General features: G+C 69.9%; 9 protein-coding genes. 3 read left to right on the top strand and 6 right to left on the bottom strand.

The window, feature by feature from the left end; all coding sequences use genetic code 11:
- Position 1: 1 nt before the first annotated feature.
- The 3 genes from LCI23_RS07320 (at position 2) to LCI23_RS07310 (ending at position 3,217) form a co-directional block, all read left to right on the top strand.
- Positions 2 to 541 (top strand): TIGR00730 family Rossman fold protein, encoded by a 540-nt coding sequence (locus LCI23_RS07320; RefSeq protein WP_224945776.1) that lies wholly within the window; start codon positions 2 to 4, stop codon positions 539 to 541.
- 155 nt (positions 542 to 696) lie between these two features.
- Positions 697 to 2,070 carry a DUF1800 family protein gene (locus LCI23_RS07315; protein WP_224945775.1) on the top strand — a complete coding sequence of 458 codons (1,374 nt, stop codon included), beginning with the start codon at positions 697 to 699 and terminating at the stop codon, positions 2,068 to 2,070.
- 1 nt (position 2,071) lies between these two features.
- On the top strand, positions 2,072 to 3,217 hold the full coding sequence (locus tag LCI23_RS07310; RefSeq protein WP_224945774.1) for a DUF1501 domain-containing protein: 1,146 nt from the start codon (positions 2,072 to 2,074) through the stop codon (positions 3,215 to 3,217).
- A 336-nt stretch (positions 3,218 to 3,553) separates the two neighbouring features.
- Here LCI23_RS07310 and LCI23_RS07305 read toward each other — a convergent pair whose 3' ends face one another.
- The 6 genes from LCI23_RS07305 to LCI23_RS07280 form a co-directional block, all read right to left on the bottom strand.
- Complete coding sequence (locus LCI23_RS07305; RefSeq protein WP_224945773.1) at positions 3,554 to 5,395, bottom strand: glycoside hydrolase family 13 protein; 1,842 nt, start codon at positions 5,393 to 5,395, stop codon at positions 3,554 to 3,556.
- Between the two features lie 102 nt (positions 5,396 to 5,497).
- On the bottom strand, positions 5,498 to 6,607 hold the full coding sequence (locus tag LCI23_RS07300; RefSeq protein ID WP_224945772.1) for a diguanylate cyclase: 1,110 nt from the start codon (positions 6,605 to 6,607) through the stop codon (positions 5,498 to 5,500).
- 50 nt (positions 6,608 to 6,657) lie between these two features.
- Positions 6,658 to 9,351, bottom strand: coding sequence for an EAL domain-containing protein (locus tag LCI23_RS07295; RefSeq protein WP_224945771.1), 2,694 nt, complete (start codon positions 9,349 to 9,351; stop codon positions 6,658 to 6,660).
- Between the two features lie 3 nt (positions 9,352 to 9,354).
- Positions 9,355 to 9,798 carry a phosphate ABC transporter substrate-binding protein gene (locus tag LCI23_RS07290; protein WP_224945770.1) on the bottom strand — a complete coding sequence of 148 codons (444 nt, stop codon included), beginning with the start codon at positions 9,796 to 9,798 and terminating at the stop codon, positions 9,355 to 9,357.
- A gap of 8 nt (positions 9,799 to 9,806) precedes the next feature.
- A complete protein-coding gene (locus tag LCI23_RS07285) occupies positions 9,807 to 11,102 on the bottom strand; it encodes a hypothetical protein (RefSeq protein WP_224945769.1) in 1,296 nt (431 codons plus the stop codon).
- A gap of 155 nt (positions 11,103 to 11,257) precedes the next feature.
- Entirely contained in the window at positions 11,258 to 11,773 is a 516-nt protein-coding gene (locus LCI23_RS07280; protein ID WP_224945768.1) for a YgjP-like metallopeptidase domain-containing protein, read from the bottom strand.
- Positions 11,774 to 11,805: the final 32 nt, after the last annotated feature.

The raw sequence follows: 11,805 nt of genomic DNA, 5'->3' as shown, positions 1-11,805 counted from the left end.
CATGAAAACCCTTGCCGTCTACTGCGGCGCCTCGCATGGCGTCAACCCGATCTACACCGAGGCCGCGCGGCTGCTGGCCCGCGCGCTGGTCGAGCACAACATCGGCCTCGTCTATGGCGGCGGCAAGGTGGGCCTGATGGGCGAGATCGCCGATGAAGTGCTGCGCCTGGGCGGCGAAGCCACCGGCGTGATCCCCAAGGCGCTGCTCGAGCGCGAAGTCGGCCACGCCGGCCTGACCCGGCAGTTCGTGGTCAAGGACATGCACGAGCGCAAGGCCATGATGGCCGAGCTGTCCGAAGGCTTCATCGCCATGCCGGGAGGGATGGGCACGCTGGAAGAGCTGTTCGAGATGCTCACCTGGGCCCAGCTGGGCATCCATGCCAAGCCGATCGGCCTGCTCAACGCCAACGGCTTCTGGGACGGGCTGGTGGATTTCGTGCGCCACCAGTGCGCGGAAGGCTTCGTACGGAGCCAGCACCTCGAGCTGATGCAGGTGGATGCCGATCCGGACGCGCTGATCCGGCGCCTGCGCACCCGCTAGGTCGGGGCAAGGAGCGGGTGCGGTGTCCGGGCCCGCCGCATCGTCTTGAAAATTGCTGGAACTTTTTCCATTGCCTAGTGGAATAGGCTTGTCAGCACATTTTTGATCGCTATGCGAGAGCGCCGCGCCACGGTGCGCGGCGCCGAACGGAGCCCATGACCCCTGAATCGATTGCATTGAACCGTTTCGGCCTCGGTGTCCAGCCGGCCGAACCCTTGCCGCTTGATGCGCGCCGCTGGCTGCTCGCGCAGCTCGACGGCTACGAGCCCGTGCCGGCCCCCTGGAAAGGGCTGCCGCGCACCCCGGCCCTGGCCTCCGCGTGGGCGGCGCAGCAGCGCGCCGTGCGCGCCGCACCCGAGGACCAGAGGAGCGGCATCCGCGAAGCCTACCTGAGAAGCGGCCGCCAGGCCTACCAGGCGGCCGTCGGCGCCCGTGCCGCCAGCGCGCTGCAGAGCGCCACCCCCTTCGTCGAACGCCTCGTCCATTTCTGGGCCAACCACTTCGCCGTCTCGGTCGACAAGCTGCTGGTGATTGGCCTGGCCGGCGCGTTCGAGCTTGATGCCATCCGTCCGCACGTGCTGGGCCGCTTCGAAGACCTGTTGCTGGCCGCGGTGCGCCACCCGGCGATGCTGCTCTACCTCGACCAGGCCCGCTCCACCGGTCCGAACAGTCCCGCCGGGCGGCGCGCCGCCATGCGCCGGGACGGCCAGGCCGGCGGCGGGGGCCTGAACGAAAACCTGGCGCGCGAAATCCTCGAGCTGCATACCCTGGGCGTACGCAGCGGCTATTCGCAAGCCGATGTCACTGAACTGGCGCGCGCCTTGACCGGGTGGACGCTGCCCGGCGATGAACCGGCCGACGCAACGCCGGCCACGTTCCGCTTCGTGGCGGGCCTGCACGAGCCCGGCGGCCGGACCGTGCTGGGGCGCAGCTATGCGCCCGGCGGGGAGGAACAGGCGCGCGCCGTCCTGCGCGAGCTCGCGCAGGCGCCCGCCACCGCCACGCACATCGCCACCAAGCTGGCGCGCCACTTCGTCGCCGACGATCCGCCGGCGAGCCTGGTGCGCCGCCTGGCCGACAGCTTCGCGCGCAGCGGCGGCGACCTGCCGAGCCTGTACCGCGAGCTCGTGATGGCGCCGGAAGCCTGGGCGCCCGGTCCGGGCAAATTCAAGTCGCCCTGGGAATGGACGGTGTCCGCGATGCGGGCGCTGGGCCGGCGCGAGCTGCGGCCGACCCAGGTGGCAAATTTCTTGAACCAGCTGGGCCAGCCTGTCTGGCGCCCCGGCTCGCCGGCAGGCTGGGGCGACACGGCCTCGACCTGGGCCGCGCCCGATGCCTTGCTGCGCCGCGTCGAGCTGGCCCAGCGGCTGGCGGCGCAGTCCGGCGCCGGCGTGGATGCCAGGACGCTGGCGCCACGCATCCTGCCCGGCGCGCTCGGCGACCGTACCCGCACCGCGCTGGCGCGCGCGGAGAGCCCGGCGACCGCCCTTGCGCTATTGCTCGCGTCACCCGAATTCCTGCGGAGATAACATGACACTCGACCGACGACAGTTTCTTGCCGGCGCCGCGGCACTGCTGGGCGCACCGCGCGTGAGCTTCGCGCAGGCGGCTACCGAGCGTCGCTTCGTCTTCATCATTCAGCGCGGCGCCGCCGATGGCTTGCATACCCTGATCCCGTATGCGGAACCTGCCTATGCGTCCCTGCGCGGCGCCCTCGCCATCGACCCGGCGTCGGCACACAAGCTGGATGGCAGCTTCGCGCTGCATCCGGCATTGTCCGAGCTCGCAGGGCTCTATCGGGCCGGCCAGGCCAGCCTCTTTCACGCGGTCGCTTCCAGCTACCGCGAACGTTCGCACTTCGACGGGCAGAACGTGCTGGAGACCGGCGGACAACTGCCGTACCAGCTGAAGGATGGCTGGATGAACCGCCTGGTAGGCATGCTGTCGCGCCCCGGAAGGGATGCGATTGCCTTTGCGCCCACGGTGCCGATGGCCTTGCGCGGCCCGGTGGCGGTCACCTCGTACGCGCCGTCGGCGCTGCCCGAAGCCAACGAGGATCTCCTGATGCGCGTCGAGCAGCTGTATGCCGACGATGCCCAATTGCATGCCCTGTGGTCGGCAGCGCTGGAGGCCCGCAACATGGCCGGTTCCGCAGAGGGCGGCAAGCGCCAGAACGCCCAGGAGACCGGCCGCATGGCGGCCAGCTTCCTGGCCCGCGCCGACGGTCCGCGCATCGCGATGATCGAAACCGGCGGCTGGGATACCCACAGCGGACAGCATGGCCGCCTGGCGGCCCAGCTGCGCAACCTGGATGGCCTGGTTGCAGGCCTGCGCCAGGGACTGGGGGCTGCCTGGAGCCAGACCGTGGTGCTGGTCGCGACCGAATTCGGGCGTACCGTGGCGACCAACGGCACTGGCGGGACCGACCACGGGACCGGCGCCGCGGCGATGCTGGTGGGCGGCGCGGTGCAGGGCGGTCGGGTGCTGGCCGACTGGCCCGGCCTGGGGCCGGGCGACCTGCTCGATGGACGCGACCTGCGGCCCACGCTGGCGCTCGAGACGCTCATCGCGCAAACCTGCGCCGAACTGTTCCGGGTGGAGCCGGGCAAGATGGCGCGCACGCTGTTCCCCCACATGGTGCAGGGCAAGTCCTTGCCGCGCCTGCTGAGGGCCTGATAGAGGACATGCCGCCTGGCAGAAGCCGTGGCGGCCCAGCGCGGCCTTCAACCCGTGCCTGAACTCGTCATAGTCCAGCGCCTTGCGCACGAATTCGATCGCGCCCAGCGCGTCGGCGCGCGCAGTCGGCCAGGGCGCGGCGCGTCAGGACGACGTCGAGCAGCCGGCCGCCGCTCGGCCTGCCGCATGCGCGGCAGGTAGAAGCTGCGCGGCATGCGCAAGTCATCGGGATGGCGGCCATCGTCGCCAGCGGCAGGGCGGGCACGCGCACGAAGGTGTCGATGCCGACGCCGCCGGCCACCAGGACGCGCCGGCTCGCTGGGCTCCCGGCCTGGCTTACCAAGCCAGCACCACCGAGGTCATGGCCGGCAGCGCCAGCGGCGCGCCCAGGTCGACCGCCGCGCCGGTGAGCACGTTGGTGGCGCGCCGCGCGCCCTTGGTCATGCCGGCGAAGCGCGCCAGGTCGAGCGTGCTGTCCCTGGCGTTCTTGTTGAGCACCACCATCACCGTCTGCTTGCCGTCGTGGCGGAAGTAGACGTAGCTGCCGTCGCGCGGCAGGTAGTGGGTCAGCTTGCCCTTTGTCACGGCGGAACTGGTCTTGCGCCAGTTGAACAGGGTGCGGACAAAAGCCTGCATGTCACGCTGGGCCGGGCCCAAGCCGGCGCCGGTGAAGGCGTTCACCCGGTCTCCGGCCCAGCCGCCTGGCATGTCGGCGCGCAGCACGCCGTCGTTGCGCTCCTTCGGGCTCGAGATCAGGATCTCGGTGCCGTAGAACATCTGCGGGATGCCGCGCGTGGTCGCCATCAGGATCAGGTTGGCTTTCGCCAGTTCCGGCTTGTTGTCGACCTGCGCCAGGATGCGTGGGCGGTCGTGGTTGTCCGGGAAGACCATCAGCCGCATCGGATCGGCGTACAGGTAGTCGGCCGCGATGATCTCGTAGATCCGGATCAGGCCCTTGTTATGCGACTCCGGCTCGGCCAGCGCCTCGGCGGCGGTGTCGGACAGCGGGAAGTCCATCACGGTGGGCAGTTCGGAAGCGTAGCCGTCGCGGTTCACCACACCCTTCTGCCAGTAGGCCACCATGTGCGGGCGCGCATCCATCTCCTCGCCGACCACGTTCATGTGCGGGTATTCCTCGACGATCGCGCGGTTCCAGTCGTTCAGGAAGGCCGGGTCGGCATAGGAATAGGTGTCTTCGCGGATGCCCGACAGGTTGGCGTACTCGAGCCACCACAGCGTGTTCTGGATCAGGTAGCGCGCCACCAGCGGGTTGCGCTGGTTCAGGTCGGGCATGGTCTCGACGAACCAGCCGTCGAAGAAGCGCGCCTTTTCTTCCGGCGCCACGTGGATGTCCTGGGCCACCGTGTGCTGGTTGTTGGTGGGCTTGAAGGTGGTGCCGTGGTTGATCCAGTCGCGCGCCGGCAGGTCGCGCATCCACCAGTGGCCGGTGCCGATGTGGTTCACGACGATGTCCTGGATCACGCCGAGGCCGCGTGCGTTGGCGGCGGCCACGTAGTCGCGGTAATCGGCATTGCTGCCGAAGCGCGGATCGATCCGGTAGTAGTCGGTGAGCGCGTAGCCGTGGTAGGAGTAGGCCGGCTGCTCGTTCTCGAGCAGCGGCGTGGGCCAGATCATGGTGAAGCCCAGGCCGCGGATGTAGTCGAGATGGGCGCGCATGCCGGCCAGGTCGCCGCCGTGGCGCTTCACCGGGTCGGCTCGCTCGGCGCCTTCCAGCATCCCGGCCCGGTCGTTGGCCGGGTCGCCGTTGGCGAAGCGGTCCGGCATCAGGAGGTAGATGGCGTCGGCGGCGCCGAAGCCGCGCCGCTGGGCCGAGCCGGGGCGGCGCGCATCGAGCCGGTAGCGGTGGCTGGTCACCAGTTCTTTCCCGCGCCGGAACTGCAGCGTGAACTCGCCTGGCCGGGCATGCTTGCCGATGTCCAGGTTGACGAACAGGTAGTTCGGGTTGTCGGTGCGTTCGACTCCGGTGATGCGCACGCCCGGATGGGCAAGCGAGGGCGCCAGTTCGCCGATCTTCTCGCCATGGACCATCAGTTGCAGGCCCGGGCGCTTCATGCCGGCCCACCAGTGAGGCGGCTCCACGTGCTGGATCTGGTAGGGGGCGGCGGCGGCCCAGGCGGCGGGCAGCAGGGCCGCGATGAGTAGGAAGGATCTGAACACCACATCTCCGGCAGGAAGTCGTCGATGTAGTAAAGTAACAGAAGATCGTGGCGTCGGCAACGAAACTCTCCCGGGAGAGAGTAGTTTTCCTTCGCATTTCTTTCAGGCCAGCACGATCCGGTCGCGCCCGGCTTCCTTGGCCTGGTACAAGGCCTTGTCGGCCCGCTGGATGGCGTCCGAGAACGGCTCGCCAAGCTGGCGGGTGGCCAGGCCGGCCGAGAAGCTGATGCGGCGTCCGTTCAGGCCCGGCACCGTCATCACGCTGACCCGCTCGGCCATGCGTTCGAGGACCATGCGCGCGTCCTCGGACGCGGTATCCGGCAGCAGCAGCAGAAATTCCTCGCCACCCCAGCGCGCCAGCACGTCATTGACGCGCAGCGCGGCGCGCGCCTCCGCCGAGAAGCCACGCAGCACGGCGTCGCCCACCGCATGGCCGTACTGGTCGTTGACCTGCTTGAAGAAGTCGATGTCGAGCAGGGCGATGCAGCTCGGCCGGCCGCTGGCGGGATCGCCGGCCTGACGCCGCTCCTCGGCGGCGAGCACCTCGTGCATGTGGCGCCGGTTGACCAGCGAGGTCAGGTCGTCCACCGTGGCCAGGACGCGGATCGTGTCGAGCGCCTCGCTCAGTTCGTGGCGCTGGCGTTTCAGGCGCGAGCGCAGCTTGTGCATCTCGCCGCTCAGCACCGCGGTGGCGAGCAGCGCGCTGGCCAGGTAGCTGAAGGTGATCGCCTCGGTCAGGGGCGGAAAGCCGGCCGGGTCGCTGTCCTGCAGCCACCACATCAGGCCGCCGGCGCAGACGAGGGCGCCGATCGACAGCAGCATGGTCTGGCGCGGACGCGCCGCGAACATGCAGAACACCAGGATCACCACCGTCATCAGGAGCACGGCCGCGCGCATCGGTCCGGAGATCGCGTACAGCCACATGCCGCACACCAGGGAGAAGATGGCCTGCGACACGGCCAGCTGGTCGGGCGCGAGTCCGAGGCGGGCGCCGGCGCGCACCAGGATGCAGAAGGCCAGCGCGCCGCAGCCGTTGAAGGCGATCAGCCGGCCCGCCGCCGCCGGTGCCGTGATGCCGCGCTCGACCTGGACCAGCAGCAGCACGATGCAGGCCGTGTACAGCACGGCGGTCGCGACCCAGTACTGCAGCATGCGGCGCAGGCCGGGATCGGTACCGCAGAGCAGGACGATGAACCGGCGCAGCAGGGACATGGCATCTCCAGTTGGGTTGGCATCGGCGACCCGACGCGGCCTGGGTCGCCCTACACCGCCAGCAGTGCCGCGATCTGCCCGGGCGGGACCGGACGGCTGAACAGGTAGCCTTGCATCTCGTCGCAATCGTTGGCGCGCAGGAAGTCGCGTTGCTGCTCGGTCTCGACCCCTTCGGCAATGACCCGCAGATCCAGCTTGTGGCCCAGCGAGATGACGGCCATCGCAATGGCCTGGTCGTCGGGGTTGTGGGCCAGATCGCGGACGAAGCTCTTGTCGATTTTAAGCCTGCTGATCGGGAACGACTTGAGCGCCGACAGGCTTGAATAACCGGTGCCGAAATCGTCGATCGACAGCGACACGCCCATCGCCTCCAGTTCGCGCATTGTCTCGACCGAGCGCGCCAGGTCGCGCATGATCGCGCTCTCGGTGACTTCGAGCTCCAGCGCCGCCGGCGCCAGTCCGCTGTCGCGCAGCGCGCCGGCGACGCGCTCGAGCAGGCGCTTGTCCTCGAACTGGCGGGCCGACACGTTGACCGACACCGTCAGCGGCGGCAGCCCGGCGGCGTGCCAGGCCTGGGCCTGGGCGCAGGCGGTGCGCAGCACCCAGTCGCCCAGCGGGACCACCAGGCCGCTCTCCTCGGCCAGGCCGATGAAGCGCAGCGGCGAGATCAGGCCCTGTTCCGGATGCTGCCAGCGAATCAGGGCCTCGACCCCGAACACGCGGCCGCTGCGCAGGTCGACCTTGGGCTGGTACAGCAGCTGGAACTGGCAGGCCGCCGGGTCCTGGCGGGCCGGGTCGACGCAGGCCTCGAGCGCGCCGCGCAGGCCTTCCAGCAGCACCAGCTTCTCCTCGATGCTGGCGTTCATCTCGCTGGCATAGAACTGGAAGCTGTCCTTGTTTTCCTTGGCGCGGTACATGGCCGCGTCGGCGTTCATCATGAGGGTATTGGCGTCCTGGCCATCGCGCGGGTAGAGCACCACGCCCATGCTGCAGCTGACCTGCACTTCCTGGCCCTCGACCTCGACCGGCTCGGTGACCGCCTGGCGCACCTTGTCCAGCAGCGGCGTGATGGCGGCCGGGTCGCCCGACAGGTCGGGCAGCAGGATCACGAATTCGTCGCCGCCGAAGCGCGCCAGGGTGTCGTTGCGGCGCAGGCAGCGGCCCATGCGTTCGCCCACGACCTTCAGCAGTTCGTCGCCCGCATTGTGGCCGAGGCCATCGTTGACCAGCTTGAAGCCATCCAGGTCGATGAAGGCCAGGCCCACCGCATTGCCCTTGCGCTCGGCGTCACGGATGGCCTGGCCGAGGCGGTCGCGCAGCAGGCTGCGGTTGGGCAGGCCGGTCAGGTCGTCGTGGTGGGCCAGGTGGCGGATGCGCTGCTCCGATTGCTTGCGCTCGGTGATGTCGCGCACGATCGCCACCACCCCGCCCTCGACCGGCACCACCTGGCGGTGCAGCCAGCGCTCATGGGCGGCATCCATGCGCGCCAGCCATTCGGCCTCGCGCGCCACACCGTCGGAAGCGACGGCCGCCATGTCCTTGAAAATGTCGCGGCCGAACGCAGGGGGCAGCAGGGCCGACAGGCGCCGGCCCTGCATGCGTGTCTTGGCCAGGCCGGTGAGCTGCTCGGCGCGGGTGTTGGTGGTGTCGACCACGAAGTCGGCAACATGGCCGGCCACATCGTACACGGTGCGCAGCACGAAGAAGGCGTCCAGGCTGGCCTCGGAGGCTGCGGCATAGGTTTCGTGAGCGCGGCGCTCGCGCCGGCGCGCCTTCGCCAGCTGCCACGACCAGGCGCTGACCAGGCCGACCACCAGCAGCAGCAGGGCGCTGCCGGCGCCCGCGCCCAGCAGCCAGGCGCGGCGCCGGTCGCGGCTGGCCGCCATCTGCTCGGACTCCGACAGGCCCACCACGGCCACCAGCGGGAAGGCGCCCAGCGGCCGTGCGCTGGCATAGCGCAGTTCGCCGTCGATGGCGCTGGCGTGCAGCGCCACGCTGTCCGCCTTGCCGAGGGTTATGCGCTGGCCCCAGCTCAGCGCCTCGCCGGTGCGCGCCGCGCGCACCACGCCATCGGTGCCGGCCACGCCCAGCAGGCCGCGCGCGCCCAGGCGCGCGCGCTCGTAGGAACTGGTGAAATAGGCGGGATCAACCGCTACGCTGGCGACCCCTGCAAAATGGCCGTCGGCGTCGTTGATGCGGCGCGTGAACACCACGTGCGGTTCGTGGCGGTCGATGGTTTCGCTGACGAAGGGAATGTCGCTTGCATGGCTGCGTTGCCACGTGAACCAGGTGCTGCGCGAGACGTCGGCCCCGCGCCGCGCGCGCGGATTACTGGCCAGCACGCGGCCGTCCGCGTCGATGATCGCGACCTGGAACACCAGGCCGGGCGGCAGCAGGCCCTTCGCGGCAAGCATGTCGAGCGCGGCGCCGGAGCCGTTCATCTCGACCGCGTACTGCAGCACGCGCAGGGTCTGGTCGATCGCGCTCAGGCTGCGCGCCATCTGGGCTTCGTAGGTATCGACCAGCTCGCGTGTGGCGGTGCGTGCGGCCGCGTCGGCCGACCGTTCCTCGGCACCGATCATGTGCAGCGCGCCGCCCCACAGCAGCGCCATCAGGAGCAGCGCGAACAGCGGCAGCGCGACGTGGGTCTCGAGGCCGCGCCCGAGCCAGCGCGCCACGGCCGCGCGCCGCCGGTCGGGCGGCGGGACGGAAGCCAGGCTTGACGGCGGCGACAGGCTCCCCATCGCTCAGCGCAGCACCAGCACCGGACGCACGCTGGCGTCGAGCGCGGACCGGTCGATGTAGCCGATCATCGCCGGGTTCTCGGCCACCAGGCGGCGCACGGCGGCGTTGTCGGACAGTTCGCGCGGCGGCTGGCCGCGTCCCGTAAACACCATCTTCGACCAGTGGGCCTTGAGCAGGGCGGGGGTCTTGCCGGTGACCTGGGAATAGAACTGGTTGCGTTCGTTCGACCCGAGGCGCTGGTCGAGCGCCACCACCTCGGCGCCGTCCGGGAAGCGGCCGGACTGGCCGAGGAAGATCGCGGCCACCTGGTCGCCCGACATGGCCGGCAGCGGGTTGCGCGCCGAGACGATCACGACCAGTTCGGCGCGGGCGGCGCCCGCGGCCGCCAGCGCCAGCGCCAGCGCGGCCAGGGCGCGCGTCTTGCCGAGACGGATGCGTTTCACCATGGCCGGCCTCAGAACACGAAGTCGAGTGCGACGCTGGCCACGTGCACCGCCTGGCCGGAACGGAATCCCGGCTGCTGGTTGATCAGGGTGCCGCGCGAGCCGTCGGTGGGCCGGGCGCGGTCGTACTGCAGCTTGAGCGCGGCGCTGCTTGCCAGGTCCCAGCGCAGGCCCGCGCTGAAGCTCGACTGCACCGGAATGGTCGACAGGTAGACACTCAGGCCGGCGTTCAGGGCGGCGGCGGTCGGCTGCAGCTGCGGCGGCAGCGCGGCCAGCGGCAGCCCGGGGTCGCGCGTGGCGCCATGCGCGCGTACCCGCGCATGGCCAAGGTAGGGTGTGAAGCTGGCGATGCGGTAGCCGGCGCCGGCGTACATCATGGTGGTGCTGCCCAGCAGCGAGCGGGTATGGGTGCGCCCGGCCTCGGCGCTGACGAACCACTGGCCGGGGTCGTAGCTGAAGCCGGCGCTGAGCATGGAAACGCGCTTGTCGTCGATCGCGAAGCGCTCGGCCAGCGCGGCGCCGGGGGCACCGAAGGCGCGCAGCGGCGTGAACACTTCGGTGCCGATGCCGGCGGTCAGGCGCGCGCTGAGCGCGGACACGCGGGCGCTCAGCGCACCGTGCTCGATGCTGTGCGACAGGCCGGCGATCTTGCGCGCCTTCAGGCGCCGATCGTCATACAAGCGGGTATCGGTGCGGCCGAAGAAGGCCTGGGTGGCGTGGCGGGTGGCGCCGGCGCCCCAGCGCCAGGTGGCGTCGACGCCGTCGCTGCTGGAAATCGGCAGCGCGCCATACACCTCGACCGGCGGGCGTACCCAGGGCAGGGTGTAGCCGACCTTGCGGTAGTCGGCGGCCAGGAACACCGGCAGCGCGATGCGCCCGGCGCGCAGCGCCAGGTCCGGTGTCGCCTGGTATTTGATGTTGGCCCATTCCACGTGCGGGCGGTAGCTGCCTTCCAGGTCCTGTTCGCTGAGCACCTGCAGCACAGCTGACCAACGGCCCAGCGCCAGGTCGAGCTGGGCGCCCAGGCGGCTGTCGACGTCCGGGCTCCAGCGCTCGCTGGCACCGGCGCCGGTGGCGTGCAGCACAGTGGAACTGAAGTCGGCGCTGCGGGTGCTGGCATGTACCGCGCCCACGGTGCCGAAGCCGGAGATTTTCCAGCGCGGCGCCGCCGGCGCGTCGGCGGACGCGGGGGATGCTTCCGCCGCGGCGGCGCCGGCCAGTGTCGCGGCCAGCAGGCCGCAGGCGATCCTGCCGGCGCGCAGGGTGGCCGGCGCCGGGTGCGCCAGGCAAGAAAACGGAGTGGTCATGATGTCGGTTGCGGCTGCGATGGCCTGGAGAGCGTGGGCTGCCCGAACGCGCGGGCATGCTGTCAAACTCTACCGAACGCTCCTGGCAAAGTCGAGATATTTACACGAGAAAATGAGTCAATCTGACAATTTGTGTTGTTTGATGGCAACGAGCTTCATAGGGACTGCCACAGCCGCTCACCACCCAACTTGAGCCAAGTCAGGTAGAGCCTCATATCGAGCTCCAGCTGGTGGTAGTGCGGCTCCATCCAGCAGCACAACTGGTAGAAGGCCTTGTCGTGTTCTTTTTCCTTGAGGTGGGCCAGTTCGTGCACGGCGATCATGCGCAGGAAGGGCAGCGGGGTGTCCTTGAACACGCTGGCGATGCGGATCTCGTGCTTGGCCTTGAGGCGGCTGCCCTGTACCCGCGAGATCGCCGTATGCAGGCCCAGCGCGTGCTGCACGACCTGGATCTTGCTGTCGAAGGCGACCCGCGACACGGTGCCGGCCTGGCGCAGGTAGCGTTCCTTCAGCTCCTGTACATAGGCGTACAAGGCCTTGTCGGTGCGGATGCCGTGCGCGTCGGGGTAGCGCCGCAGCAGCACCGCGCCGAGCTGGCCGGCGTCGACCAGGGCGGATGCCTGGGCACGCAGGGCGTCGGGATAGGCGGCGAGGTAGGGGAGGGGATGCATGGGGCGGCAATGTAGCACGGCGCCGCCGCATG

The sequence above is a fragment of the Massilia sp. MS-15 genome (genome assembly GCF_020176695.1).
Lineage (GTDB): Bacteria > Pseudomonadota > Gammaproteobacteria > Burkholderiales > Burkholderiaceae_D > Telluria > Telluria hydrophila.
This window is presented reverse-complemented; position numbering and strand designations above follow the sequence as displayed.